This window comes from Asticcacaulis sp. AND118 (assembly GCF_020535245.1).
Taxonomy (GTDB): domain Bacteria; phylum Pseudomonadota; class Alphaproteobacteria; order Caulobacterales; family Caulobacteraceae; genus Asticcacaulis.
This window is the reverse complement of record NZ_CP084910.1, coordinates 1000919-1027400: the sequence shown is the minus strand read 5'-3', so window position 1 is coordinate 1027400 and position 26482 is coordinate 1000919. Positions and strand designations below refer to the sequence as shown.

Annotated in this window: 29 protein-coding genes and 2 tRNA genes; 12 read left to right on the top strand and 19 right to left on the bottom strand. The window is 62.4% G+C overall.

Features of this window, described 5'->3' with window-relative positions; all coding sequences use genetic code 11:
• Positions 1–5: 5 nt before the first annotated feature.
• Together LH365_RS05025 and LH365_RS05020 are read left to right on the top strand one after the other, a co-directional pair.
• The gene (locus LH365_RS05025) at positions 6–914 is read left to right on the top strand and encodes a 2-dehydro-3-deoxygalactonokinase (RefSeq protein WP_226745082.1); all 909 of its coding nucleotides are present in this window, start codon (positions 6–8) and stop codon (positions 912–914) included.
• Complete coding sequence (locus LH365_RS05020) at positions 911–1549, top strand: 2-dehydro-3-deoxy-6-phosphogalactonate aldolase (protein WP_226745081.1); 639 nt, start codon at positions 911–913, stop codon at positions 1547–1549. The genes LH365_RS05025 and LH365_RS05020 overlap by 4 nt, the downstream gene beginning before the upstream one ends.
• Before the next feature lie 111 nt (positions 1550–1660).
• On the opposite strand, the gene LH365_RS05015 is transcribed toward LH365_RS05020, so the two are convergent.
• Complete coding sequence (locus tag LH365_RS05015; RefSeq protein ID WP_226745080.1) at positions 1661–2128, bottom strand: helix-turn-helix domain-containing protein; 468 nt, start codon at positions 2126–2128, stop codon at positions 1661–1663.
• A gap of 107 nt (positions 2129–2235) precedes the next feature.
• Between LH365_RS05015 and LH365_RS05010 the strand changes: the two genes are divergently transcribed.
• Positions 2236–3084 carry an SDR family oxidoreductase gene (locus LH365_RS05010; protein ID WP_226745079.1) on the top strand — a complete coding sequence of 283 codons (849 nt, stop codon included), beginning with the start codon at positions 2236–2238 and terminating at the stop codon, positions 3082–3084.
• 56 nt (positions 3085–3140) lie between these two features.
• On the top strand, positions 3141–3659 hold the full coding sequence (locus LH365_RS05005; RefSeq protein ID WP_226745078.1) for a GNAT family N-acetyltransferase: 519 nt from the start codon (positions 3141–3143) through the stop codon (positions 3657–3659).
• Here the strand turns inward: LH365_RS05005 and LH365_RS05000 are convergent.
• From LH365_RS05000 to LH365_RS04970, 7 genes are all read right to left on the bottom strand, one after another.
• Positions 3637–4476, bottom strand: coding sequence for a LysR family transcriptional regulator (locus LH365_RS05000; RefSeq protein WP_226745077.1), 840 nt, complete (start codon positions 4474–4476; stop codon positions 3637–3639). The genes LH365_RS05005 and LH365_RS05000 overlap by 23 nt on opposite strands.
• A 181-nt stretch (positions 4477–4657) precedes the next feature.
• Positions 4658–5101, bottom strand: a complete 444-nt coding sequence (locus LH365_RS04995; RefSeq protein ID WP_226745076.1) for an NUDIX domain-containing protein — start codon at positions 5099–5101, stop codon at positions 4658–4660.
• Entirely contained in the window at positions 5102–6118 is a 1017-nt protein-coding gene (locus LH365_RS04990) for a hypothetical protein (protein ID WP_226745075.1), read from the bottom strand.
• A 95-nt stretch (positions 6119–6213) separates the two neighbouring features.
• Positions 6214–6540, bottom strand: coding sequence for a 2Fe-2S iron-sulfur cluster-binding protein (locus LH365_RS04985; protein WP_226745074.1), 327 nt, complete (start codon positions 6538–6540; stop codon positions 6214–6216).
• Positions 6541–6616: 76 nt separating this feature from the next.
• Positions 6617–6970 carry an Hpt domain-containing protein gene (locus LH365_RS04980; RefSeq protein ID WP_226745073.1) on the bottom strand — a complete coding sequence of 118 codons (354 nt, stop codon included), beginning with the start codon at positions 6968–6970 and terminating at the stop codon, positions 6617–6619.
• 76 nt (positions 6971–7046) lie between these two features.
• Entirely contained in the window at positions 7047–7298 is a 252-nt protein-coding gene (locus LH365_RS04975; protein ID WP_226745072.1) for a hypothetical protein, read from the bottom strand.
• Between the two features lie 300 nt (positions 7299–7598).
• Positions 7599–7943: a hypothetical protein gene (locus tag LH365_RS04970; RefSeq protein WP_226745506.1), complete on the bottom strand. Its 345-nt coding sequence runs from the start codon at positions 7941–7943 to the stop codon at positions 7599–7601.
• On the opposite strand from LH365_RS04970, the gene LH365_RS18740 reads away from it, so the two are divergent.
• The 3 genes from LH365_RS18740 (at position 7836) to LH365_RS04955 (ending at position 9585) form a co-directional block, all read left to right on the top strand.
• A complete protein-coding gene (locus tag LH365_RS18740; RefSeq protein ID WP_226745446.1) occupies positions 7836–8657 on the top strand; it encodes a response regulator transcription factor in 822 nt (273 codons plus the stop codon). The genes LH365_RS04970 and LH365_RS18740 overlap by 108 nt on opposite strands.
• A 68-nt stretch (positions 8658–8725) precedes the next feature.
• Positions 8726–9100: a hypothetical protein gene (locus LH365_RS04960; RefSeq protein ID WP_226745071.1), complete on the top strand. Its 375-nt coding sequence runs from the start codon at positions 8726–8728 to the stop codon at positions 9098–9100.
• An 11-nt stretch (positions 9101–9111) separates the two neighbouring features.
• The gene (locus LH365_RS04955; protein WP_226745070.1) at positions 9112–9585 is read left to right on the top strand and encodes a hypothetical protein; all 474 of its coding nucleotides are present in this window, start codon (positions 9112–9114) and stop codon (positions 9583–9585) included.
• Here LH365_RS04955 and LH365_RS04950 read toward each other — a convergent pair.
• Positions 9518–9928 carry a helix-turn-helix domain-containing protein gene (locus tag LH365_RS04950; RefSeq protein ID WP_226745069.1) on the bottom strand — a complete coding sequence of 137 codons (411 nt, stop codon included), beginning with the start codon at positions 9926–9928 and terminating at the stop codon, positions 9518–9520. The genes LH365_RS04955 and LH365_RS04950 overlap by 68 nt on opposite strands.
• A gap of 222 nt (positions 9929–10150) precedes the next feature.
• On the opposite strand from LH365_RS04950, the gene LH365_RS04945 reads away from it, so the two are divergent.
• A tRNA-Arg gene (locus LH365_RS04945) sits at positions 10151–10227 on the top strand.
• Between the two features lie 221 nt (positions 10228–10448).
• Here the strand turns inward: LH365_RS04945 and LH365_RS04940 are convergent.
• Together LH365_RS04940 and LH365_RS04935 are read right to left on the bottom strand one after the other, a co-directional pair.
• A tRNA-Lys gene (locus LH365_RS04940) sits at positions 10449–10524 on the bottom strand.
• A gap of 139 nt (positions 10525–10663) precedes the next feature.
• Entirely contained in the window at positions 10664–12235 is a 1572-nt protein-coding gene (locus tag LH365_RS04935) for a PAS domain-containing hybrid sensor histidine kinase/response regulator (protein WP_226745068.1), read from the bottom strand.
• A gap of 197 nt (positions 12236–12432) precedes the next feature.
• On the opposite strand from LH365_RS04935, the gene LH365_RS04930 reads away from it, so the two are divergent.
• Positions 12433–13020, top strand: a complete 588-nt coding sequence (locus LH365_RS04930) for a DUF4142 domain-containing protein (protein WP_226745067.1) — start codon at positions 12433–12435, stop codon at positions 13018–13020.
• A gap of 55 nt (positions 13021–13075) precedes the next feature.
• On the opposite strand, the gene LH365_RS04925 is transcribed toward LH365_RS04930, so the two are convergent.
• The 6 genes from LH365_RS04925 to LH365_RS04900 form a co-directional block, all read right to left on the bottom strand.
• The gene (locus LH365_RS04925) at positions 13076–13531 is read right to left on the bottom strand and encodes a low affinity iron permease family protein (protein ID WP_226745066.1); all 456 of its coding nucleotides are present in this window, start codon (positions 13529–13531) and stop codon (positions 13076–13078) included.
• Between the two features lie 65 nt (positions 13532–13596).
• Positions 13597–15048 (bottom strand): bifunctional 2-methylcitrate dehydratase/aconitate hydratase, encoded by a 1452-nt coding sequence (locus LH365_RS04920; RefSeq protein WP_226745065.1) that lies wholly within the window; start codon positions 15046–15048, stop codon positions 13597–13599.
• A gap of 118 nt (positions 15049–15166) precedes the next feature.
• Entirely contained in the window at positions 15167–16342 is a 1176-nt protein-coding gene (prpC, locus tag LH365_RS04915; protein ID WP_226745064.1) for a 2-methylcitrate synthase, read from the bottom strand.
• A 17-nt stretch (positions 16343–16359) separates the two neighbouring features.
• On the bottom strand, positions 16360–17238 hold the full coding sequence (gene prpB / locus LH365_RS04910; RefSeq protein ID WP_226745063.1) for a methylisocitrate lyase: 879 nt from the start codon (positions 17236–17238) through the stop codon (positions 16360–16362).
• 129 nt (positions 17239–17367) lie between these two features.
• The gene (locus LH365_RS04905) at positions 17368–18528 is read right to left on the bottom strand and encodes a thiolase domain-containing protein (protein ID WP_226745062.1); all 1161 of its coding nucleotides are present in this window, start codon (positions 18526–18528) and stop codon (positions 17368–17370) included.
• A gap of 164 nt (positions 18529–18692) precedes the next feature.
• Complete coding sequence (locus LH365_RS04900) at positions 18693–19892, bottom strand: glycoside hydrolase family 27 protein (protein WP_226745061.1); 1200 nt, start codon at positions 19890–19892, stop codon at positions 18693–18695.
• A 126-nt stretch (positions 19893–20018) separates the two neighbouring features.
• Here LH365_RS04900 and LH365_RS04895 point away from each other — a divergent pair, with 126 nt between their 5' ends.
• Complete coding sequence (locus tag LH365_RS04895; RefSeq protein WP_226745060.1) at positions 20019–21566, top strand: hypothetical protein; 1548 nt, start codon at positions 20019–20021, stop codon at positions 21564–21566.
• Here the strand turns inward: LH365_RS04895 and LH365_RS04890 are convergent.
• Together LH365_RS04890 and LH365_RS04885 are read right to left on the bottom strand one after the other, a co-directional pair.
• The gene (locus LH365_RS04890; protein WP_226745059.1) at positions 21556–22317 is read right to left on the bottom strand and encodes an RNA methyltransferase; all 762 of its coding nucleotides are present in this window, start codon (positions 22315–22317) and stop codon (positions 21556–21558) included. The two genes, LH365_RS04895 and LH365_RS04890, sit on opposite strands and share 11 nt — an antisense overlap.
• Complete coding sequence (locus tag LH365_RS04885) at positions 22307–23449, bottom strand: mechanosensitive ion channel family protein (RefSeq protein ID WP_226745058.1); 1143 nt, start codon at positions 23447–23449, stop codon at positions 22307–22309. Before LH365_RS04885 ends, LH365_RS04890 begins: the two co-directional genes overlap by 11 nt.
• A gap of 182 nt (positions 23450–23631) precedes the next feature.
• On the opposite strand from LH365_RS04885, the gene LH365_RS04880 reads away from it, so the two are divergent.
• Together LH365_RS04880 and LH365_RS04875 are read left to right on the top strand one after the other, a co-directional pair.
• Positions 23632–25035 (top strand): glutamine synthetase family protein, encoded by a 1404-nt coding sequence (locus LH365_RS04880; protein WP_226745057.1) that lies wholly within the window; start codon positions 23632–23634, stop codon positions 25033–25035.
• A 147-nt stretch (positions 25036–25182) separates the two neighbouring features.
• A complete protein-coding gene (locus LH365_RS04875; protein WP_226745056.1) occupies positions 25183–26466 on the top strand; it encodes an FAD-binding oxidoreductase in 1284 nt (427 codons plus the stop codon).
• Positions 26467–26482 lie beyond the last annotated feature (16 nt).

Below are 26482 nucleotides of genomic sequence, written 5' to 3'. Positions count from 1 at the left end.
AAATCATGACCACACCTTCGCTGATCGCCGCCGACTGGGGCACCACCAATTTCCGCCTGTTCCTCTATGACGAAGCGGGCAAGGTCATCGCCCGTCACGCCGCCAATATCGGCCTGAAAAACCTTGGCGTGCTGAGCTTTGAGCAGGCGCTCCTCAGCGTCCTGAAGGACGACTTCGCCGGTCTCGAGCACCTGCCCTTCCTGCTGTCCGGCATGGTCGGCTCGCGCCAAGGCTGGGTCGAAGCGCCCTACGCCGCCTGCCCGGCCAGCCTGCAAACCCTTGCCGACGGCCTCGTCAAGGCCCCCTCCGAGCTGGACGTCGCCATCGTCCCCGGCCTGTTTGCCGAAAGCCCCGGCACGGGCCTGCTCAACGTCATGCGTGGCGAAGAAACCCAGATCTTCGGCATCCTCGAATCCGATCAGACGGACGGCTTCTTCGTCCTGCCCGGCACCCATTCCAAGTGGGCGCTGGTACGCGGCGGCAAGGTCGAGTCCTTCTCGACCCACATGACCGGCGAAATGTTTCAGGTGCTCAAGGCCCATTCGATCCTCGGCCTTTTGATGGAAAACAGCACCGATAACGAAGCCGCCTTCCTCAAGGGCGTCGAGCGCGGCATGTATAACCGCGCCTTCCTGTCGGTCATCTTCTCGGTGCGCACCGAGGCCCTGTTCAACAATATCGCGCCGGAGCATCTGGCGACCTACCTGTCGGGCATCCTCATCGGTGCGGAAATCGTCGCCGAGCTGGAGCGCCACGGCAAGAGCCCCGTGCGCCTCGTCGGCGACGGCGCGCTGGTCGATCTGTACGAAAAGGCGCTGGACTTCGCCGGCTTCACCGACGTGACGCGCTTCGACGGCAATGCCGCCTCTGAATCCGGCCTCTGGGCCATCCACAAGCTCCGGAGTTCCAAATGACTCTTACCCAACGCTGGCAGGAAACCCTTGCCACCCTGCCGCTGGTCGCCATCCTGCGCGGCATCGGCCCTGAAGAAGCCATCGCCGTCGGCGACGCCCTGATCAGCGCCGGCTTCAAGGTGGTCGAGGTGCCGCTCAACTCGCCGCAACCCTTCATCTCGATCGAGAAGCTGGCCGCGCATCTGGGCGACAGGGCCATTGTCGGCGCCGGCACGGTGCTCAAGCTCGATGAGGTGCAAAAGCTGTACGATGTCGGCGGCCAGATCTGTATTTCGCCGAACGCCAACCCTGAGGTCATCCGCTTCGCCAAGGCGCTGGGCCTGATCTCATTCCCCGCCTTCTTCACCCCGACCGAGGCCTTCGCCGCCATCGACGCGGGCGCGGACGCGCTGAAGCTGTTTCCCGCCGAACTGGCCGGCACCAAGGGCCTGAAGGCGGTCAAGGCCGTCCTGCCGCGCACCCTGCCGGTCTTCCCGGTCGGCGGCGTCGAGCCCGGCAATATGAAGGACTTTATCGCCGCCGGTGCCGCCGGTTTCGGCATCGGCTCCAGCGTCTACAAGCCCGGCGACACGCCGGAAATCGTCCACGCCAAGGCCACGGCCTTTGTCGATGCCTGGACCGCGCTTAAGGCTTAAAGCTTCCCCCTCTCCCCTGCGGGGAGAGGGTTGGGGTGAGGGGGAATTTCCGCAAACAAGGCCCCCTCATCCGACGCTTCGCGCCACCTTCTCCCCGCGGGGGCGAAGGAATTACACTGCTTGATCAAACGCCCTGCGCGCTTCGGCGATACGGGCGTGATTATCCACCGCCCACGCCACCAATGCCGTCAGGGGCGGCATGATCGATTCCCCCAGAGGCGTCAGACGGTATTCCACGCTGGGCGGCACGGTGGCGAAGACATGGCGGCTGATATAGCCGTCGCGCTGCAGATCGCGCAGGGTCTGAGTCAGCATACGCTGCGAAATATCCGGCACGGCGCGTTTCAACTCTCCGAAACGATGCGGCCTGGTCGACAGCACCAGCAGCATCAGGCTCGACCACTTGCCGCCGATATGGTCCATCACGTCGCGCACCGGGCAGTTCGACATATCGAACCCGGCATTGAGCACGCTTTCGGCGATGTCAGCCTCTCCTTGCTCAACGCTGAGGGGTCGCGCAGCCGATTCCCAAAACCGGTCCCCACTTTTTGGGCTGCGCTCCAATAGTTCCCTTTTCATCCCTATCTCCCGAAATAGTGCCGTCTTTACAGGCGCGCAAAGGTTCCTATTTTGCACATGATCTCATTTTGAGACTAATGCGAAATATATAGCGAAAGGGAACATCCATGTCCACCATCCTCGTCACCGGCGCTTCCGGACAGCTCGGTCAGCTCGTGCTCAAAGCGCTCGAAAATAGCCCGCACGCCGTCATCGCCGCCTCGCGCGATCCGTCGAAACTGAACACCAAATTCGCCACCCGCGCCGCCGATTTCGACAAGCCGGAAACCCTGACCGAGGCCTTCAAGGGCGTGGACCGCGTGCTGATCATCTCGACCGACGCCCTCGCCATGCCGGGCCTGCGGCTGAAGCAGCACACCGCCGCCGTCGAAGCCGCCAAGGCCGCCGGCGTTCAGCACATCGTCTATACCTCGCTGCCCAATCCGGAGCCGGGCAACAAGATCACCTTCGCCCCCGATCACTACGGCACCGAGCAGGCCATCAAGGCTTCGGGCATCGCCCATACGATCCTGCGCAACAACTGGTACATCGAAAACCTGCTGATGAGCCTGCCGCACGCGCTGGAAACCGGTCAGTTCTATACCTCAGCCCCCGAAGGCCGCGTAGCCTATGTGGCGCGTGAAGACGCCGCCCGCGCCGCCGTCGCCGCGCTCAGCGACGCCCCCGGCGGCACCTACACCGTCACCGGTCCGGACGCCCTGACCTATGGCGAAGTCGTCGCCATCGCCAATGACGCCACCGGCAAAGCCGTGCGCATCGTCCCCGTCACCGACGAACAATATGCCGGTGGCCTCAAGGCCGCGGGCCTGCCCGACTTCGTCGCCGACATGCTGACCTCAGCCGAAGCCGCCATCCGCGCCGGTCAGCTCGACGGCGCCGCCGATGCGGTCAAGACCCTGACCGGTCGGGCCCCGAAGACCCCCCGCGAAGTGCTGACGGCGGCATTGAAAGCGTAATGGCACGGACGAGCGGTGGAGTAGCCTCCGCCGCCCGTCCGTTCTATAACGCGACTATGTTGATTCACCACGTTCAGAGCGCCGACCTGCCCGACCTGTCCAGGCTGGCGCGCGACACCTTTATCCATACTTTCGGCCACCTCTATCCGGCCGCCGACCTCAACGCCTATCTCGACAAGGCCTACGCCCCCGACGTACTGGCCGAAGAGATCGACGGCGAAGACCAGTTCTGGCGTATCGTACGCAACGATATGGGCCGCGCTGTCGCCTATATTCAGGTCGGACCGGTCAGTCTGCCGCACATGGACGCCCGTCCGGAAACCCAGGGGGAAATCAAGCGCCTTTACGTGCATCACGACGCACAGGGGGCCGGCCTCGGCAAACAGTTGCTGGAGATCGGGCTGGCCTTCCTCAAGGCCCGCTACGGCGACGCCCCGCAATGGATCGGCGTGTGGAGCGAGAACCACCGCGCACAGAAGCTTTACGGCAGCTACGGCTTCAAGCGCGTCGGCGATTACGGCTTCAAGGTCGGCGGCACGACCGATTTTGAGTTCATCCTGCGCAGATCGTTTTAAACGCTGCCGCCGCGCGCCCTTCGCTGCGTTCTTTCAGCCGGATCAGGTGAAAGGGGCGCACCGGCACATCTATCTCCCGCGCGGCCAACCGCCCGGCGGCAACCGCGCCTTCGACCACCAGCCACGACAGGACCGCCGCCCCGCTCCCGGCCTCGACGGCGGCGCGCACGGCTTCGTTAGACGGCAAGGTCAGGACGATGGCCTCTTCGCTTAAGCCCTGCGCCCGCAGCACCTCATCGAGAATGGCCCGCGTGCCGGACCCTTTTTCCCGCGCCACGAAACGCTGCGGCGTCTCGTCCGTGCCCGGCGGGGTCACCATGACCACCCGGTCGCCTTCGAGCGGCGTCACGAACAGGCGCGGATCGTCGACACGGCCCTCGACCAGCCCCATATCGGCCTCGCCGCTCAGGACCAGAGCCGCCGCCTGTTCGGTATTGCCGATATGCAGCCGCACCTCGACGCCGGGGAAATCGTCGCGAAACCGCGCCAGCCGCGAGGCGATCCAGTAGTTGCCGACGGTCTGGCTGGTGCTGAGGCACAAAAGCCCGCGCTGGGCCCCGGCCACCTCGTGCAGAACGGTTTCCGCCTCGCGCGCCTGAGCCAGCACGCGCCGCGCCTCGATGAGGAACAACCGCCCGGCCTCGGTCAGGGCCAGCCGGCGACCGATACGATCAAACAGCTTGACGCCATAACGCCCTTCCAGCGCCGCAATGGCCGCCGAAACCGCCGAAGGCGACAACGGCAGGGCCTCCGCCGCACGGGTCAGGTGCTCGCGCTCGGCGACGGCGATGAAGATACGAAGCTGTTCGAGAGTCATCCGGAGCGCTTTGGGAAAAGGGGGACGCACTTTTTGGATTAAAAAGCGCGGAAAAGTAAAATACAGGGCTCGCACCGCGCCGACTGCGGGAAAGGTATCAGTGCGGACATACTGTGTATGCCGCCTCAATCATTCAATCAAATGGATTATAATCCACAGATTATTCCAACATTCAGAACGATTAAATCGTCCGCAGCCATTGGAGCACCACGGCGGCGTAACCGTCTTTTTCGAGCCCCAGCAAGGCTTCGGTCGGCGTCAGCCACTCCGTCTCGTGGTCGTCCTCGATCTTGGTTTCGGGACGCTCGGCCACGATCTCGGCCAGGTAGATACGCGCGTGATTGGCGTAGGGCTTGCCGTCGGTATTGACAAAGTACTGCAAGACCTCGCCGACAAAGGCCCCGACCACAACCTCGAACCCCGCCTCTTCGCGGCATTCGCGCACCACAGCCTCTTCAGGCGTCTCGTCGCCCTCGATGCCACCACCGGGCAGGTCCAGCTTGCCGTTCTGACGCATCACCGCCATCCGCCCGTCGCGCAGAAGGATGGCGTAGGCGGCGGTGCGGGCCAGATAGATCAGGCCCGGCACCTGTATGCCGTAGGCATTGAGCGCCGTGACGGACATCTACTTGTCGTCTTCGCCGCGCAGGGCCTTCCACGCATCGCCGCGACCGGCCAGAAGATCTTCATAGGTCACGGCCGGATAGCCGAAGCCCATGGTCTTCGATTCGCGCCAGGCGTCGGTGAGCACGTCACGCAGGTCCGAAGCCCCCTGCCCCAGACGACCGATCATAAAGCCCTTACCGCGCGCGTCGCCTTCGTTGAAACCGCCGGCCTTGTACAGTTCGTACAGCGGCGTGACGTATTTCCAGTTGCGGTCCAGCTTGGCGTCGAAGCAGCGTTCCGCTACGCCGGTGCAGGCCTCGCCGATCGACATGGCGCCGCGCACGTCGTCATTATTGATGTTGGCGCTGATGAAGGCGCTTTCCAGCGGGCCGTGGATCGGCTCCAGCGTGAAGTTCTGCGGGTTGGGATATTCCTTACCCCAGCCGTTATAGTGGATCGACAGGTGCAGCGGCTGAGAGGCGTCGCCGACATAGTGTGACAGGATGCCAATATCGCGCAGCGTTAGGGATTCGCGGCGGCGGATGGCTTCTTTGAGCCACGCCTTACGCTTCGGATCGGTTTCGCGGGCTTCCATATAGGTCATGCCGCGCCAGTAGGCGAAGTCCTTGACCACCTGCTGCCAGGCGTCGACCAGTGCATAATTCAGATAACCCGACTTCCACGGCATGACGTTCTTGGAACGCAGCAGGGCGTCGAAGTCCGAACGCGATTGCGGCACCTCCTGAAGCTTCACGCCGGCCAGCGTCTTGCCTTCGTCATCGAGATCGATGAAGTGTGCCGAGTCGCGTTCGAAATCGTGGACCTTGCCCGACCCCTTCCAGGCGTCCGGCTCGTTGGAATAGAAGCCGATATCGCCGACGCCCTGAGCGCTGCGCAGGAATTCAGGCATATAGGCCGGCAGCGCACGCGCGGCCTCTTCGCCGACCATACGGTGTCCGGTCGGTCCCCAGGCGAACGCGGAGGTGGCGGACAGCAGGGCCACGCCGGTGATCAGCAGGGAGCGAAGGGTCTTCATGCGGGGAACCTTTGAAAGCGGGTAGTTAACGCCCTCGATACCCGATTTGCCCCGGTAATGCCAGAAGTGCTTGGCCTACCGGCGTTAGCCCCGGATCAACCCTCAGGCGCCAGCGTCACTTCGAGGCCGTTGAGGTCGTCGCGCATCAGGATCTGGCACGACAGACGCGAATGGCGCTTCACGAGGAAGGCTTCGTCCAGCTTTTCCTCTTCCTCGTCGGTCTTCTCGATCAGCTTGTCCCACCACTGGCTGTCGACATAGACGTGGCAGGTGGCGCATTCCAGCGCGCCGCCGCACTCGGCCTTGATGGGCAGACCGTTGTCGCGGATGATCTCCATGATCCGCCAGCCTTGGATGGCCGGCAGGGTGTGCTGCACGCCGTCTCGGTCGGTGCACAGGATATGGAGTTCGTCGTCGCTCATGGTATGTGCCTTGGGTCGGTGCAGTCTATGCAAGTGAGGCGCGTTTAACGGCCAGAACCCGCCCCGACAAGCGATTTCAGCTCTTTAGACGGTTTAGCTCAAGTCCATGCAGATAGGCCGCCACATCCATCAGGGCGGCATCGAGCGCGTCGCGTACCTTTTCCAGACGCCCCTGGGCTCCGGCCTCATCGCCACGCTCGGCCGCTTCGGCGGCGGCAGACAGGGCATTGGCGCCGATCCCGGCAGCCGCGCCTTTCAACGTATGGGCGGCATCGCGCCAGCCCGCATGGCCGGCATCGAGCAAAGGCGACCATAGCTCGGCCTGCTGCTGGAACAGGCGCAGCACCTCTTCGATGATGCCCGTGTCGTTCAGCGTATAGTCTTCCAGATGTTTGAAATCGACTGCGCCGGACAGATCGCGAAACGCCATGACATCAACCCTTTGGCTGCAAACGGGCGGCACAGTGGCGCGGTTCGTCAAGGATGGCAAGCCATCCCGGGCGTTGTCAGGACAGGCCCGCCTGCACCAGACGCAGCGACGATTCCATGCCATCCAGAAACACAGAATGGACATTGGCCATCCGGCATTCGCTGATCAGTTGCTTCGCAATCTGGGCGTGGTCGAGCAGGGCACGCTCCCAGGCCCGCGTGCAGGCTTCGGACGTGGCGTCCTGACATAGTGAACAGACTTCGGCACGAAGGCGGTCGTTGAACCGGACCAGCTCGTCAAGGGCCGCATGGTGGCGGTAACCGCTCATGATCTACGCTTTACTCTCTGAAACCGGCTTGTAAGCGCCGGATATGAAACTGTCGCCGCTACATAACCGATTTCGGAGAACGATGCAATTCGGCGCGTCACACGTAAGGGGTGAAATGAAAAGGCCCCGGTCTCTCTGCCCGGGGCCTTTGATATCGCGAAGGCTGTTGGACAGGTGGGGGGATGACCCACAGCTTCGTGCGATGCCCGGACCATAGCCCGAAGTGTGTAAGCGCGCGATGTGGGGAGGGTCCGGAAAGCACGAAGGCCCCGTAGAGAGACCAGGGCCTTCGGGCCGCGTTTAGACCGTTGCAGGTGGATCTGGATCAACGACCATGTGCGGCGCTTTCACTATACGCCTTGCGTCATAAGCATTCGATGTGCCGTGCAAACGAAATCGCCTGCAAGACGCACAAAACCCGTGCGTTTTCGGCGGAAACGCGGCGAAAAGTTGTAGGTTTGGTAAATTCCCGTTAACCTCCTCAGTCGGGCAGAAGGCAGGGAGTTCAGCGTGAGCGTGACCGACGACAAGATTGTTTTGCTTTCCGAGCGGCAGAAGGAAATCCTGCGCCTCATCGCCAGACATCAGCGCGGCAAGGAGATCGCGCGCCTGCTGAAAATCAGCGAACATACGGTCAAGACGCATACCGAAGAGGCGCGCCGCCGCCTCGGCGTCGCCAGCAGCCGCGACGCCGCGCTTCTCCTTACAGCCTATGAGGCGGAGATCGGCCTCCCCCCCGAAGGGGGACCCCCACCAAGGGCTATACCCACACCCCGGGCGGATGCGGCAAGCTGGGTTCATGAATACGCATCTCCTCAACAGCGACAAGCTGATCATGACCTGGAAAGAGCTGGAGACAGCCTGGGCGACCCTAGCCGATCCGGAATACAGGCACCTCCTTCCGGGACTTCTGACAATGGTCCGGACGCTGGCCAAAACGGCGGAACCGCAGGCGCTGACGACCCTGGTGATGGCCCTCACCTCCTGTCTGCTCGAAGCAGCGCCACAGGAACCGGGCGAGTATCTGAGCATGGAATGGCGGGATCTGGAATCGGCGTGGAATACGCTGTCCCATCCGGCGAAGTTCCCGGAAGTTACGGATACGGTGGACAGCGTGCGGGCCATGGCGCTGAAATTCGGGGCGGAGCATTCGGCCCTGACCGTGGTCTCGGCGACGGCCTGGCTGACCTCGGAGGGTGGCAACGATTTAAAACCCGGCTGAAGGCGTCGGGACCGCTGGCCTGGATCGGGGTCATCCTCCTGATCGCGCTGACGGCGGCATTCATTTTCGGCGGCTTCCTGTTCCTGCTTCTGGGGACGCTGGAGGCCATGGAACAGATCTTTCGTCGCGCCGTATGACCGCCGGCCGGCGGGGCGGCCACTTGCGGCCATGACTCTAGCGGCAATGACTACGGAGCGACGACCAAATGAAAAAGCGAGCTGAGATTATCCGCACCCAAACCCTGTGCCTGCATGACGCCGAGGCCCAGATCGAACGCGCCGTCATATCGGTGGCCAACCTGACCAGCAGCTTGGCGCAGGCCCGCATGGACGCCCGCATCTCGATGGTCGAAGGCGTCGAGGTGATGGACGATCTGGTCGAAACGCTCAAAGGGCTTCAGACGGCTCGCAAAACCATCGTTCGCGCCCACGGCGGCCTCTTCGACATCTCGGCCAAGATGGGCTACGCCACCACCGCCGGCGGCGGAGAAACCGAGAAGTTCCCTGAAACTCCCCCTCAGAAGGGCCACGCCGATGTGGTGCCGATCACGGCAGCCCATGACATCCGTCAGGCCGGTTGATATAAGGGAGCATGGACCCCGAAACGCTACGCCTCGTCAGTTTTATCTGGATGAAGACATCGACGGTGCTGGCCGTCACCGTAGGGATATGGGCGCTGTGGCGCGGCCAATGGCCGGAACGCTACGGCGCCCTTCTCATCTGGTTCACCTGGATTCTGTCGCCGATCGTGCAAACGCCGCGACCGGGCTTCGACCCCGGCATCGCCACCGTCGATACCCTGACCCTGATCGGCTTTTTCATCCTTTCTCTGTGGTCGCGCCGATTCTGGACGGCCTTCATCACCGCCTTCATGCTGCTGGCCGTGCTGGGGCACTTCGCCTCGCTGTTGAGCCAGGACCTCAGCCTGTTCGTCTACATAACCGCCAACAGCTTCTGGGGCGGCTATGCCCTGGTCTTCGCCCTGATGGCCGGCATGATCAGTCTTGAGCGTCAGCGCCGCTTCGCGCGTCCTGATCGTGCAGCATCGCCCGGACCACGGCATTGATACTGCGGCGGCTGATTTTCGACAGTTTTGGGTAATATTGCGCCAGTTCGATGCCCTCGGCCGAGATGGCAAAGGCCGTCACTGTCTGTTCGGAAGGGCTGGCGGCTTCGACGCCGACCTCCGGCTTGCCTTCATAGAAATAGGTAATCGGCACCTTCAAGGTTCGCGAAGTCTGAAACAGTTTCGAAGCGCTGATGCGGTTGAAACCGCTCTCGTATTTCTGCACCTGCTGAAAGGTGATGCCGAGCGCTTCGGCGAGGCCCTGTTGCGACAGGCCCAATTCTTTCCGGCGCTTACGGATCATGGCGCCAACATAAACATCTACGGGGTGAATATCAGGCATACGCTACTCCTTACTGGGTGTTACTCCCTACTGGAATCTAACCTAAAGCCGTTTTCGAAATTAGCAAACCAGAACAATCAAGGGTGGATTTTTCGCCGCCATCGCGTTTTCGCACACGCCCGAAGGCGGATGTCTGTTTTCAACAAAGACCGGTCGCTTCGCGCAAAAAAGTCGGAGCCGGGTGTTGAGCCTCTGCGCGGCATCCTTTAGGTTCACCCCGACGCACCCGTAGCTCAGCAGGATAGAGCGCCGGTTTCCTAAACCGTAGGTCACAGGTTCGAATCCTGTCGGGTGCGCCATTTCCCATCGAGGCCAAAGCTAACATAAAGCTTTGAACGGCAAGGATAAGGCCCGAGACAGGATACTGCCAAATAGCCGGCAACCGGTCTTGCCCGGAAAAGCGGCGCTTCAATCGCGAGATAACGGTGGACACCACCGTGTGATCTCGGACGAGCAAACCGATAACCTATTATATTTTAAGGATTTTTTCAATCTCGCCGGACGCTGGCGGATGAGAAAATGGTGGGTGAGCACGGACTCGAACCGTGGACCCGCTGATTAAGAGTCAGCTGCTCTACCAACTGAGCTACACACCCACTTTTCACCGCATTCGCAGAAGGGCGTTGGTAAACCCCGGCGGTGAGGGGCGGAACATACGAATTTTTTTCGCCCTTGCAAGCGCTAATTTGGCTTTTTGCGCACAAACCCTGTGGACGGTCGGAAAGGCCTCGCTTTTCAGCCCGCCGCCATGGCTTCACCTACTACCTGCATGAAGGTTTCCGGTTCGAACGGTTTGGGGATAAAGCCCGTCATGCCGGCCTCGAAACAACGGCGACGGTCGGAATCGAGCACGTGCGCCGTCATGGCCACCACCGGCGTGGCCGAAAGCGCCCGCGTATTCTCCATCTGACGGATGCGCCGCGTGCTCTCGAACCCGTCCATGCCGGGCATCTGCACATCCATCAGGATCAGGTCATAGGCGCTGACCTCGGCATAGCGCAACGCCTCGGCGCCCGTGCGCGCCACATCATAGTCGAGGCCCATCTGCTCCAGCAGCGTCGCCACCACCATCACATTCGGCTCATAATCTTCGACGATCAGCACATTCCGGTGGCCCTGCGGGGGCCCCTCGCCCGTCCTGACGGTCTTCGTGCGCATAGGGTCGTGCATGAGCGGCAGTTCCGCCGTGAAGGTCGAGCCTTGACCCGGCGTGCTGGTCACCGTCAGCGTGCCGCCCATACGCTCGACGATGGCGCGCCCGATCGACAGCCCCAACCCCGTCCCACCGTAACGGCGGGTCATGGAGGCGTCACCCTGGGTAAACTTTTCGAAGATGAGGCCCAGCTTGTCTTCTGGGATGCCGATGCCGGTATCGATGACTTCGAAGCGCAGCACCGCGCCGCCGGGTTCTTCACGCACGACCGAGATACGCAGGTCGACGCTGCCGATGTCGGTGAACTTGACGGCATTGCTGAGCAGATTGGCCAGTATCTGCTGCAGGCGCAGCGGATCGCCACGATAATATTCCCGCACCTGCGCTCCGAAGGAGGCGCTAAGCACCATGTTCTTTTCTTCGGCCTTGGCGCGTGGCGCGGCCAGAGTCTTCTCGATCAGTTCCGGCAGGTTGAAGTCGCGCGTTTCTAGTTCTACGGCCCCGGCCTCGATCTTGGACACGTCGAGCAGATTGTTGATCAGACTCAGGAGGTTCTCGCCGCTTTGTTTGAGGACCGTGACGTATTGCTGCTCGCGCGGCGACAGATTGGCCGACAGACTCAATATGTGCGCCAGACCGATGACGGCATTCATCGGCGTGCGCAGTTCGTGGCTCATATTGGCCATGAATTCGTCGCGCCGACGATTGGCGCCGACCAGTTGCGTCTCGATGGCTTTTTGTCGTGTGATGTCACGGGCGATCTTTGAAGCGCCGATGATGCCGCCCCTGTCGTCGCGCACCGGAGACACGGTCAGGGAGATATCCACCAGCGCGCCGGACTTGGCGCGCCGCACCGTTTCGAAATGCTCCACCCGCTCGCCGGCCCTCACGCGGCCGATGATCAGATGCTCCTCATCCAGCTTTTCGGGCGGAATGATCAGGGTGATATGCCGCCCGACGGCCTCCGCAGCGCTGTAGCCAAAGATGCGCTCAGCCGAGGCGTTCCAGGTGGTGATTATCCCGTCCAGCGACTTGGAGATGATGGCATCGTCCGAGGACTCGACAATCGCCGCCAGCAGCGCGCTGCGGTGCTGTGCATCGGAGACAATACCGGCGTAGGCCGGTTCGCCGGAAGGGGTGCCGCCAGTAACCATTGGGCGCCTGTCGCTGCGGGAATCTGCAAATGAGAAACCAAGCTAACCATAAAGCATCCGGCGCGACAATACGCCCGCGCGGCTGACGTCGCTTTATGGCTTTTTCATGTACATCGCCAAAAGCGGCGCAACCTTCTTACAACCACGCTGATACGGTCCTGATCCATCACAGTTCCGTTATCACATTGGAGAGACTGATGTTTTCGCACAAAGCCCTTGCTACTGCCGCACTTGCCGGCGTTCTGATCCTGCCGCTGGCCGCCTGTGGTTCGCCTCAGGAACAGGCCGCCGAAGAATCCGCCGAAAGCGCTTCGGAAAGCTCTTCAAGCGTCTTCGAGAGCGTGTCTTCCAGCGCATCGGAAAATGTCGACTTCGCGGGCCGCGCCACTGTTGCCGGCGTGTTCGAGATTGAGTCGAGCAAGCTGGCCATCGAGCGCACCAAGAAGGCTGATCTGAAAGCCTTCGCGCAAAAGATGGTCACCGACCACACCAAGGCGGCCACCGAGCTGAAGGCCGCCATCACCGCTGCGGGCCTGACCCCGCCGACCGAAGGTCTCGATTCCGAACATCAGGCCATGCTCGACGACCTGAAAAATGCCTCCGCCGAAGACTTCGACGGTAAATATATCGACGCCCAGCAAAAGGCGCACGACAAGACGATCGACCTGTTCGAAAAAGAAGCGAAGGACGGTCAGGCCGGTCCGGTGAAGGACTTCGCCACCAAGACCCTGCCGGCGCTTCAGATGCACAAGACCGAGATCCAGAAGCTCGACGACAAGTATTGATCCGCGTCCAGGGATCGCAAAAGCGCCACCCGCCAAAGGGTGGCGCTTTTCTGTATCAGGAAAGCAGCTTCGCCGCCTTGGAACCGGCCTTGTCATGCGCTTCGGCAGCCTTGTGGTCGCCCTCGTCGCGCGCTTTCTTCGCCAGGTCTTCATAGTGCTTCTGCAGCGCGGCCAGTTCCTTCTCGCTCATGTTTTCCATGTCGATATAGGCCGTATGGGCCTTGGTCGCCGCGCGGATCAGTTCGTCCAGCTTGAGCTGCATGATCTTGGCGTCGCGATTCTGGGTGTTCTGAATCAGAAACACCATCAAAAACGTGACGATGGTCGTGCCGGTATTGATGACCAGTTGCCAGGTATCCGAGAACTTGAACAGCGGACCGGTGACGATCCACACGATCACCACCCCGACCGCCAGCCCGAAGGCCCAGGCGCTGCCCGTCGCTACGGCCGCGCCCTGAGCGAAACTAACGAACCAGCCCTTTTTATGTGCCTTTTCAGTGCTTTTTGACATCACGTTCCTGCCTTCTGTGAAGAGAGACAGGATGCGATCGGCAACGTAAGAATGCAATTACACGCTCAGATCACGTACATATCGACATACTCGTGAACCGGCATGGCCTCCAGCGCCTGCTGATCGAGGCTGAGTTCGAGGATCGCCTGCTGCTGTTTTTTCGGGAAGCGGCGATTGAGATTGGTGCGGAACTTGGACTCCAGCAGGGGTATGCCCTCGGCGCGACGGCGCTTGTGGCCGATAGGGTATTCGACAACGAACTCGTCCCACACCGTACCGTCGGTCAGCGTCACGGTTACGGCATTGGCGATCGAACGCTTGTCCGGGTCGTGATAGTCTTTGGTGAACTGCGGGTCTTCGGCGCAGAAAATCTTGTCGCGCAGGGCGTCGATGCGCACATCATGCGCCACCTCGTCCTCGTAATCCGCCGCCGTCAGCCGCCCGAACAGGATCGGCACCGCCATCATGTACTGGATGCAGTGGTCGCGGTCGGCGGGATTATGCAGCGGACCGGTCTTGTCGATAATGCGCACGCAGGCTTCGTGAGTGCGCACATCGATGCGGGCGATATGTTCGTCGCTCAGGCCGCGTAACTTGAGTTCCTGATGAATGCGCATGGCCGCCTCGACCGCCGTCTGCGAATGGAACTCCGCCGGATAGCTGATCTTGAACAGCACGTGCTCCATCACATAGCTGCCGTAGGGGCGCTGGAAGCTGAAGGGCCGGCCTTTGAACGACACGTCGTAAAAGCCCCAGACCGGTGCGGTCAGGGCCGAGGGGTAGCCCATCTCGCCCTTCTGCACCATCAGGGCCAGACGCACGGCGCGGCTGGTGGCGTCGCCTGCCGCCCACGACTTGCGCGAGCCCGTATTGGGGGCGTGGCGATAGGTGCGCAGGCTCTGCCCGTCGACAAAGGCCAGCGACACGGCGTCGATGATTTCGTCGCGCGTCAAACCCAACAGCCCGGCCACCACCGCCGTCGAGGCGACCTTGACGAGGATGACGTGATCGAGACCGACGCGATTGAAACTGTTGTCGAGCGCCAGCACGCCCTGAATCTCGTGCGCCTTGATCATGGCGGTCAGCACTTCGCGCATGGTCAGTGGTTTTTTCCCCGCGGCGACGCGGTTGCGCGACATCCAGTCGGTGACGGCGAGGATGCCGCCCAGATTGTCCGACGGATGCCCCCACTCCGCCGCCAGCCAGGTGTCGTTGAAGTCGAGCCAGCGGATCATTGCCCCGATATTGAAGGCGGCCTGAATGGGGTCGAGCTGAAACTGCGTCCCCGGCACCTTCGCGCCATTGGGCACCTGCGTGCCCGGCACAATGGGCCCCAGCAGCTTGGTGCAGGCGGGATAGTCGAGCGCCTCCATCCCGCAGCCCAGCGTGTCGATCAGGCAGTTACGCGCCGTCTCATAGGCGAGATCGGAATGGATATTATAGTTCAGCACGTAGTCCGCGATATCGGCGAAGACGCTGTCGGGTTCGGGACGGATGTTGGGAATATGGGTGGACATGTTTACCTCTTGCCCCCTCTCCCTTGAGGGAGAGGGCTGGGGTGAGGGGGAAGGTCGGAGGGCACGGCTCCCTCTCATCCGCCGCTTCGCGGCACCTTCTCCCTCAAGGGAGAAGGGATCAGATGCGTTCTTCGATCTTCACGAAGGCCCGATCCTCCGGGCCGGTATAGTTCGCACTGGGCCGGATGATCTTGCCGTCGATGCGCTGTTCGATGACGTGCGCCGACCAGCCGGCGGTGCGCGCAATGGCGAACAGCGGCGTGAACATCGCCGTCGGCACACCCATGCGGTGATAGGAAACCGCGGAGAACCAGTCGAGATTGGGGAACATCTTTTTGACCTCCCACATGACGCGCTCCAGCCGCTCGGCAATGGCGTACATCTTCAGAGAGTTCTGCTCGGTGCTCAGATCGCAGGCAACGCGCTTGATCACGGCATTGCGGGGGTCGGACACCGTATAGACCGGGTGGCCGAAACCGATCACGACCTCCTTGCGCTCGACGCGGGCGCGGATGTCGGCCTCCGCCTCATCCGGCGTGGCGTAGCGCTTCTGGATTTCGAAGGCGACCTCGTTGGCCCCGCCGTGCTTGGGTCCGCGCAGCGCGCCGATGGCCCCGGCGATACACGAATACATGTCCGAGCCCGTCCCGGCGATGACCCGCCCGGCGAAGGTCGAGGCATTGAACTCATGCTCGGCATAGAGGATCAGCGAGATGTGCATGGCCCTGACCCAGCTTTCGCGGGGTTTTTCACCGTGCAATAGATGCAGGAAATGCCCGCCGATGGAATCGTCGTCCGTCTCGACCTCGATGCGCTTGCCATTGTGGCTGTAGTGATACCAGTAGAGCAGCATCGACCCCAGAGACGCCATCAGCTTATCGGCGATGTCGCGCGCCGAAGGGGCATTGTGGTCGTCCTTTTCCGGTGCCAGACAGCCCAGCAGCGATACACCGGTGCGCATCACATCCATCGGGTGCGCCGAAGGCGGAATATTCTCCAGTACCGATTTCAGACTGACGGGCAGACCGCGCAAGGCGCGCAGCTTGGTCTTGTACGCCGCCAGTTCCGAAGCATTGGGCAGGGCGCCGTGCACCAGCAGCCACGCCACCTCCTCGAACTCGCAACCGTTCGCCAGATCGAGAATATCATAGCCGCGATAGGCCAGATCGTTGCCCGTCCGCCCGACCGTGCATAGCGCGGTATTACCCGCCGACATTCCCGAAAGTGCGACAGACTTCTTGGGTTTGAAGGCCGTCGCTGCATCGCCTTTCGGCAGTTCCGTCACTGCATTCATGGCCGTTCCTCCGATTATCATTTGTTTTTATTGAACATCGCGTCGAGGCGATCTTCGTAGGCGTAGTAGTCGATGCGCTGATACAGTTCGTCGCGAGTCTGCATCAGGTCGAGCACGTTCTTCTGATGGCCGTCACGGCGGATGGCTTCGTAGACGGCTTCGGCCGCCTTGTTCATGGCGCGGAAGGCCGACAGCGGATAGAGCTGGATGGCCACCCCGGCGGCGGCCAGTTCCTCACGCGTGAACAGCGGCGTCTGGCCGAACTCGGTGATATTGGCCAGCACCGGGGCCTTCACCGCGGCGGTAAACTTGCGATAGGTGTCGAGGTCGTAAGCCGCCTCGGCAAATATGCCGTCGGCCCCGGCCTCGACGCAACGGATGGCGCGCTCGATGGCGGCATCGACCCCGTCCACGGCAATGGCGTCGGTGCGCGCGATCAGGAAAAAGTCCGGGTCGGTCTTGGCGTTGGCCGCCGCCTTCACCCGATCAACCATCTCATCCGTGGAGACGATTTCCTTGCCCGGCCGGTGGCCGCAGCGCTTCGCGCCCACCTGATCCTCGATGTGGCAGGCGGCGGCCCCGGCCTTGATCAGGGCCTTGACCGTGCGCTCGATATTGAAGGCAGAGGGGCCGAAGCCGGTGTCGATATCGACCAGCAGCGGCAGGTCGCAGACATCGGTGATGCGCCTGACGTCGATCAGCACGTCCTCCAGCCCGCTGATGCCGAGGTCGGGCATCCCCAGCGACCCCGCCGCCACGCCACCACCAGAGAGGTAGAGGGCGCGATAACCTGCCCGTTTGGCCAGCAGCGCGTGGTTGGCATTGATCGTGCCGATAACCTGAAGCGGTTGTTCGGCTTTGAGCGCGTCTCGAAATTTCGCACCGGGTGATGTCATTCAAACCTCTGATCTTTCCCCTCTCCCTTGAGGGAGAGGGTGGCGCGTTGCGCCGGGTGAGGGGGTATTAATTCAGAGTTTAGGGCACCCCCCTCACCCCAGCCCTCTCCCTCAAGGGAGAGGGGGTTATCAGTTTAGACGCTCAAGAATACTCACATAGTTCGCCACCGCGCCGCCGCCCATATTGAAGGCCAGCCCCAGCCTGGGATCAGGCAGTTGCATCTCACCGGCCTCACCGGTCAGTTGCCGCGCGGCAATCACGTGCATGGACACGCCGGTGGCCCCGACCGGATGCCCCTTGGCCTTCAATCCACCGGACATGTTGGTCGGGCACAGACCCTGCCGCCCCGTGCCGCCGGCAATGACGAACTCCACCCCCTGCCCCTTTGCCGCCAGCCCCATGGCCTCGGCCACCAGCAGTTCAGCAATGGTGAAACAGTCGTGGACCTCGGCGAAGGATATGTCGGACACCGAAACCCCCGCCTGCGCATAGGCGCGCTCGAAGGCCAGACGCGGGCCGGTGAAATCGGTAAGGCTTTTGGCCGACAGGGGCAGCAAATCGTTGACGTGCACAGCGGCGCGGAACCCTACGGCGCGCCGGAAACCTTTGGCCCGGTCGGCGCGAGTAAGCACAATCGCGGCGGCCCCGTCCGACACCAGCGAACAATCGGTCATCTTCAACGGATCGGAAATCAGCGGGTTCTTGTCCGACACCGTGGCGCAAAATTCGACCGACAGCGGTTTTTTCAATTGCGCCAGCGGATTGTGCATGGCGGCCGCGTGGTTCTTGGCGGCGATATGCGCCATGGCTAGGGTCGGATCACCGTACTCTGCCGCATAGGCACGGGCAAATCGGGCGAAGATATCCGGAAACGACAGACCAGCTTCCTCGGCCTGATAGCTGGCCGCCCCGAGCGCCTTGGTCACCCCGGCCCCATCGAGACCGGTCATCTTCTCGGCCCCGACCACCAGCGCCGTGTCGATGCGGCCCGAAGCTATGGCGTCCATCGCCGCATAGAGCGCCGCCGATCCCGACGCACAGGCGTTTTCCAGCCGCGTGGCCGGTTTGTAGCGCAGGCCTTCATCGGCCCCCAAAACCATAGAGGCGCAAAAACCATCGGGCGTCAGACCGGCATTATACAGCCCCAGAAACACCGCATCGACCTCGCCTCCACCGATCCCAGCATCGCTCAGCGCCTCACGCGCCACTGTCTGAATGAGCGCTTCAAGCGACAGGTCCAGCCGTCCGAACGGCGTATGGCCCCAGCCGACAATGGCCGTTGCGTGCATGGTCCGTTTCCCTGTTTATTTTATCGGCAACATTTCGTTGCATTTGAGACAAGGCTACGCGCCCTGCCCTTACGTCAGTCAAGCTACGCTTTTCCACGAATGCGTGAAGACAAAAGGCCGTGACGATCTCTCGCCACGGCCCAGCCTTCTCGGTGTTGTCCGCCTCAGACCTGGGGACGCAGACGCACCATGATAACCCCATGCGCGGCGACCGTAGCGCCGAAGCGCGCCTTGACGTTCCTGGTCACGGTCTTCGACCACAGGTCCGTCACCTGCACCCTCAGTCCGGCCGGCAGGTTGAGTTGTTCCCAACTCACGCTCATCTCCGCCGGGGCCGCACCGCGGTTGAACAACACCACGGCCTGATCGCCGCCTTTCAGCGGGCGGGCCCAGATTTCGAGATCGCCCTCTTTCCATATGCGCTTCGCCTGCTGCCCCAGCGGGTCCTGATCGACGGCGATAACGTCTTTGTTGGTCAGGATGCGCAAGGTCTCGGCGTCCATGTTCGACAGGTCGTTACCCGCGATCAGCGGCGCAGCCAGCATGGCCCACAGCGAGAAATGCGCCTCGTACTCGGTCGTCGTCATGCCACCATTGCCGACCTCCAGCATGTCGGGGTCGTTCCAGCGGTTGGGACCGGAATAGCGCCACAGGTCCACCTGCTTGTCGAGGATGTTGACCATGCCCAGCGAATAGCCCCTCTTGCCCTCCCAGGCGTCGTAGATATCGCCCGTGGTGCGCCACAGGTGGCCCAGCGGCGCGGCCCAGCGTTGCGGATAATTGTCGCCCCATTCGCAAATCGACAGCACGATATCGCGGCCCGATTCCCTGAGCGCCTTGGCCATGATCGTATAGGCGGCTTCGGCGTCGCGCGTGCCGGTATAGCACCAGTCGTATTTCAGGTAGTCGACGCCCCATTTCGCGTATTGCCGGGCGTCCTGAAACTCATGCCCCGCGCTGCCCGGCCGCCCGCCGCAGGTCAGGGCCCCGGCGTCGGAATAGAGGCCGAACTTCAAACCCCTGGCGTGCACATAATCGATCAGCGCCTTCATACCTGACGGGAAGCGTTCCAGATCGACCTGAATATTGCCGTCGGCGTCACGGCTTTTCTGCCAGCAATCATCGATGACGATATACTGATAACCGGCATCTTTCAGCCCCGAAGCGGCCATGGCGTCGGCCTGCTTGCGCACGATGTCTTCATTGATATTGCAGGCGTATTTGTTCCACGAATTCCACCCTATCGGCGGCGCGGCCAAAAGATCGGGCTTGGGGGCATCCAACTTCAGCGTCTCGTGCGCCTGAGCCCCGGCACCCCACAGTCCAAGCCACGCCCCTACAGCGATCGCCAGCATCGTCTTCATTGTCGTCTCCCTGTATATTTTGGAAGCCATTAAATATATCAAATTTCATTAATCAAGCCACGTCACGCCATTGTGCGGCAAATCTTTCCGGAGTGCATTTTTATCCCGCGCCCGCGAAGGTGCCGCATGGCCCGTTTTCCCACCCTGCCCCGTCCTGACCTGCGGACGCTTATGCGCGTCCTCGGTCTTCTATGTCTGGGGTTCGGGCTGGTGGCCTATGTCGTCCTCAACGCCGCGCAGGTCCACAGCCTGTACAATTCCGATATTCTCCTCCCGGTGGCCCTGTACGAAAACAGTCTGGCGCGGTCCGGCGGTTATTTCGGCTTCCAGCAGGCGCGCATCCTTAGCTTCTTCCCGGATCAGGCCGTCTATCATCCGCTGGCCCTGCTGTTCGGCGATGCGCGGATGAGCCTGTTCGCCTATGCGCTGATCGCCTTTGCCGGCCTGACCTACGCCGCAGCGCGCGCCATTCAGGCCTTATGGCCCGACCGCAATTTAGCGACCGCGGCGCTCGGTTTCGCGCTGGTCTTTACCGGTGTGACCTTCATTCTGGGGCAGCTTCCCGGCATGGACGGCCCCTATGGCGCGCTGCTGCTGCCGGTCAATCACTCCGGCCCGCTGGCCGTGTCGCTGTGGTTGTTCCATCGGCTCAATCGCCCCCTGACGCCGCAGATCGGACTACTGGCCGTCGTTATCGGCCTGACCAGCTTGTCCGACGCCCTGTTCCTGCTCTATGCCGTCGCGCCGCTGGGGCTGGCGGCGCTGACGCGGCTCGACGCCACAAGCGCCCGCGCCTTCATGGCCTCGGTCTGGCGCGAGAAAGACTATGCCGGACTGATGATCATGGGCCTGTGCGGCGTCTGGGCCTCGACCTTCTTCTTTTCGCAAGGCGCACCGGGCCTGACCCTGACCTCCGTCTCGGAGGCTCTGACCTTGCTGCGCACCGATCTGCTCGCGCCTGTGCCGTTCAATCTCTACTATCTGGGGGGTCTGATCGTGCTCATCGGCGTCATTGCCGCCGCGATCCGCACACAGGGCGAGCGGCGGCGGCAGATGATCTATATCGCTGCGGCCATGGGCCTGCCGGTCATGTTTTTCGTCCTCTACTACGGCGGTCAGGGCGCATCGCGCTATCTGCTGCCGATGTTCATGTGGCCGTTGATCTTCCTGTCGGGCGCGGCCCTGTATGGCCTGCAGCGCATGGGTCAGGGGATTGTACTGGCTTCCGCCCTGAGCGGTCTCGCCGCCGGCAGCGCCGCCCACGGCAGCGGCATCCCGGCCCTTAACTGGCGCGACCCGACCGAGGCCTGCCTGTCGCGTCTGGCGCAAACCCACGATCTGCGGCGCGGTCTGGCCGACTTCTGGGTGGCCCGCCCGATCGCCGTCTCCAGCGATTTCCGCCTGCGCGTCGAGCAGATCAGCCCCGATGGCCGCCCCTATGTCTGGGGTAACGACCCCTACTGGTATCTGCACGACGCCGACGGCGGCCCGGCGCGGTTCGACTTCATCGTCATGAAGGATCTCGACCAGGCCGCGATCCAAAAGCGCTTCGGCGCGCCGTCGCAACGTCTCGACTGTCCCGGCACTTCGGTCTGGCTGTACGACGATCCTCGCGCCGTAGCCGCGGCTCTCATACGCGACAATCCGCAACTTCCGGCGATGGTCAGGCGCTGAAACGATACAGCACGATCCCGCTGGTGGTCGCCACATTGAGGCTGTCAAAACCGCCGTGCATGTCGATGCGCACGGTCTGGCAGGCGGCCATGACCTCCGGCGGAAGACCCGGCCCTTCGGCGCCCATCAGCACGGCGGACCGTGCGGCGGGCGCCACCTTTTCCAGGGTCTGCGCGCCGGACGGGCTCAGCGCATAGGGCGTCAGTCCCAGCCGCTGCAATGTCCCGACCATATCGTCGGTGCGATAGTGCGGCACTTCCAGCACGCCGCCGACACTGACGCGGATGGCCTTACGGTACAAGGGATCGCAGCAGCTTGTATCGAGCAGCACCGCATCGACGCCGAAGGCCGCCGCATTGCGCATCAGCCCGCCCATATTGTCGGTGTTGGCGATGCCGTGCAGGGCCAGCACGCGCACTCTCGCGCCGCTCACCCGCTCTTCCAGCGTCTCGCGCGGTGCGTATCGTCCCAGCGCCAGATAGCCGCGATGGATGGGAAAACCGGCCACCTGATCCATCAGCTTTTGCGGCGCCACATAGACCGGCACATCGGGCAATGACGCCAAACCGCCCATCCTCTCCGGTGTGGTCAGAACGCTGACCGTATCGGCCACGGGCGAGGTAAACAGCCGTTCCAGCACCACCTTGCCCTCGGCCATAAACAGACCACTACGACCGGTCAGATCACGGTCCTTCACATCGCGGTACAGCTCAAGGCGGGGATCGTCGGGGTCGGTTATCTCAAACAGCATTCGTCACGGCAGCGGCGGAGTCGGCAGGATCGCTGATGCCGGGCTTTAGCGGTTTGCGCCGCGTTTCGCCACCCTCTTCGACCAGAGCCCGCGTCTTGGGCAGGCACTGCGGATAGCGGGCGGTGATAAAGGCCACCATGTTTTCGCGCACGTAGCAACGCAGGTCGAAGGCGGTGGGCGAATCGGCGGCGCTGACCAGAATGCGGATCTTCACCACGTCGGGATAGGTTTCGGTCAGTTGCACCACCTGCACCTGCTTGTCCCACAGGTCGGTCTTGTCCAGCAGTTCCAGCAGGTGCGCCCGCAGCGGCTCGACGGGCAGGCTGTAGTCGGCATAAAGTTCCACCGTGCCGATGATGCTGGCCGAGGTGCGCGTCCAGTTCTGGAACGGCTTTTCGATGAAGTAGCTAATCGGCAGGACCAGCCGCCGCAGATCCCAGATGCGCACCACCACATAGGTCAGGGTGATCTCCTCGATCCAGCCCCATTCGCCTTCGACCACCACGGCGTCCTCCAGCCGGATCGGCTGGGTCAGCGCGATCTGAATGCCGGCCAGCAGGTTGCCGAGCGTCTTCTGCGCGGCGAAGCCGATGACGATGCCGGCCACACCGGCCGAGGCCAGCAGACTGACGCCCAAACCGCGCAGTTCATCGAACAGCAGGAAGGTGGCCGCCAGGGTCAGCACGGCCAGCAGGAAGGTCGCCAGTCGCCGCACCAGGGTGATCTGCGTATGGACCCGACGGGCCTTCAGATTGTCCTTTACCGTGATGTCGTAACGGCGCGACACACTGGCCGTTACAATTTCGATGGCGCACAGGGCCAGCCAGTAGATAAGCAATATGGTCAGGAACTTGGTCGCGGTGCCGAAGGCTTCGACATGCACCACGTCGGGCCAGACCACCCGCACCGCGATGGCCGCCGCCAGCAACGGCCACACCGTATAAAGCGGCTTTTTCAGGCGGTTGACGTCGAAGCGATAGAGCGCCGTCAGGTGCCGTTTGGAGCGCCATTTGGCGAACAACATGATCATAAACGCGACCCCGAAAGCTGCCGCGAAAGCGGTCATGGCGACGGCGGTTACGCCGACCCAGATCGGCAGGCCGGTAAACCCGTCGCGGATATCGAAGTTCATATTGCCATCCTTGGTCAGAAGAACCGGCTCCGTGGCTCGACAAACGCCGGAAATTGTGATCACAATTTAGATAAGGCCGGAGGCGGGCCAGATGCAGGGTTGCCAAACCCGCGCGACCCGCGTCATCATCCGCCCTAGCCAACCCGGCGCCGGATCAAAAATCCATTCCTGAAGTGTGAACCATGAAATCGAAGTCCAAACGTCCGCAGACCGGCTTTTCCAAGCGCGGGGCCGCTGACGTCTCCGAAGCCGCCGGCTGGCTGGCCGAGCAGAATATCGAGGAGATCGAGTGCATGGTCCCCGATCTCGCCGGGGTAGCGCGCGGCAAGATCATGCCGGTGCGCAAGTTCCTGACGGCCCAGACCATGAACCTGCCGCTGTCGATCTTCTATCAGACCATCACCGGCGACTTCCCCGATCTGGAAGGCATTGTCGGCACGGTGCAGTCCGACACCGACATCTTCCTGCGTCCGGATTTTCGCACCCTGGCCGCTGTGCCGTGGGCGACCGACCCGACGGCGCAGATCATCCATGACGCCTTCCATCCCGACGGCCGTCCGGTCGAGGAAAGCCCGCGCCAGGTGCTGCGCCGTGTGATGAGCCTCTATCATGAAAAAGGCTGGAACCCGGTCATCGCGCCGGAACTGGAATTCTACCTCGTCGAAAAGAATATCGACCCCGACTATGCGCTGAAACCGCCTGTGGGCCGCTCGGGCCGTCCGGAAACCGGCCGTCAGGGCTATTCGATTTCGGCGGTCAACGAGTTCGATGGCCTGTTCGAGGACATGTACGAATATTCGGAGGCGCAGGGGCTTGAGATCGACACCCTGATCCACGAATCGGGCGTGGCCCAGATGGAGATCAACCTGCGCCACGGCGATCCGCTGGAGCTGGCCGATCAGGTCTTCATGTTCAAGCGCACAATCAAGGAAACGGCGCTGGAGCACGACATCTACGCCACCTTCATGGCCAAGCCGATGGCGCTGGAGCCGGGCTCGGCCATGCACATCCACCAGTCGATCGTCGATCCCAGGACCGGCCGCAATCTCTTTTCCGATCCCAAGACGGGCGAGCCGACCGAACTGTTCTTCAGCTTCATCGCCGGTCAGCAGAAATACATGCCCGCCGCCGTGTCGTTGCTGGCCCCCTATGTCAACTCCTACCGCCGCCTGTCCAAGGGGTCGGGTGCACCGGTCAATACGCACTGGGGCTTCGATAATCGCACGGCGGGCCTGCGCGTGCCGCCGTCCGACGCCGACAACCGGCGTCTGGAAAACCGCCTGCCCTCGTCGGACGCCAATCCGTACCTGGCCATCGCGGCGGTTCTGGCCTGCGGCTATCTGGGCATGGTCGAAGGCCTGAAACCCACGGCTCCTGTAGATACCGACGTGTCGAACGACCCGTCGGCGGAACTGCCCTATTCGCTGATCCAGTCGGTGATCAAGCTGGAACGGTCGGAAGCCCTGAACGCCATCCTCAGCCCGGCCTTCGTCACCGCCTATGCCCGCGTCAAGCATTACGAGTACGAGACCTTCATGCGCACCATCAGCCCGTGGGAACGCGAGTTCCTGTTGTTGAATGTGTAGCCACTGTCCTTCTCCCCGCATGCGGGGAGAAGGTGGCGCGAAACGTCGGATGAGGGGCGAACCGACTTATCGCCTTGCGCGTTGCCTCGTTAGTCATGCCCCTCACCCCGACCCTCTCCCCGTAAACGGGGAGAGGGGGAGTACCGAATGACCACCGCCCGCAACACCGGACATCCCGAAGGCTCCTGGTACGCCGATACGGTCGGGCGGCTGAACCTGCCCGCGTTTCAGGGCGAGGTCGACACCGACGTGGCGATTATCGGCGGGGGCTATACGGGCTTAGGCGCGGCGCTCGAACTAGCCCGCAAAGGCGTCTCCGTCACCCTGCTCGAAGGGGCGGAAATCGGCTCTGGCGCGTCCGGGCGCAATGGCGGGCAATTGCACACCGGTCAGCGCGTCGATCCGCAAACCCTGGAAAGCCAACTGGGGGCTGATGCGGCGCGCGAACTGTGGGAGATGGCCGAAACCGCCAAGACGCACCTGCATGGCCTGATCGACACGCACGGCATCGACTGCGAGTTGCGTCACGGTCTGATCCACGCCTGGCACCGCCCGCGTTTCGCCGACGAGGACCGCGCCTATGCTGACTTCGTCTCCCAGCGCTATGGCTATAACAAGCTGCGCTTCATGGATAAGGCCGAAGTTACCGGCGAACTCGGCACCGACGTCTATCACGGCGGCCTGTTCGACGCTGGCGGCGGCCACCTGCACCCGCTCAAGCTGGCTCTGGGTCTGGCCCGAGCCGCGATGACAGCCGGTGCGACGCTTTATGAACGCAGCCGCGTCACGCGCTACGAAACCACCGCCAACGGCGTGACACTACACCTGAAAAACGGCCGCCTGCGGGCGCGCAAGCTGCTGATCTGCGGCAATGGCTATATGCCGGGGCTGGATGCGCAGGTCGATGCGCATGTGCTGCCGATCAACAACTTCATCCTGACCACCGCGCCCCTGCCTGATGACCTCATCCTGCCGCACGGTTTTGCCGCGGCAGACTCGCGCTTCGTGGTCAATTACTGGCGCAAGACGCCGGACAATCGCCTGCTGTTCGGCGGCGGCGAAAACTACACGCCGTGGTTCCCCAAGGACATCCGCGCCTTTGTCCGCCGCAACATGCTGAAGGTCTATCCGCAGCTTGAAACCATCGAGATCACCCATGGCTGGGGGGGGACGCTCGCCATCACGCTCAGCCGCGCGCCTTTTGTGCGCCTGCTCACGCCGGACGTCTGGGTCAGCGCCGGCTACAGCGGTCAGGGGGTGGTGTTGGCCCCCTATTTCGGCACCCTTCTGGCCCGCGCCGTCATGGGCAATGATCGCGATGCCGCGCTGTTATCGCAACTGAAAACCCCACCCTTTCCGGGTGGTAAGTGGTTACGCACACCCGCCATGATTGCCGGACTGAGCTGGTACGCCCTCAGGGACAGGCTTTAGCACCTATTCAATCTCA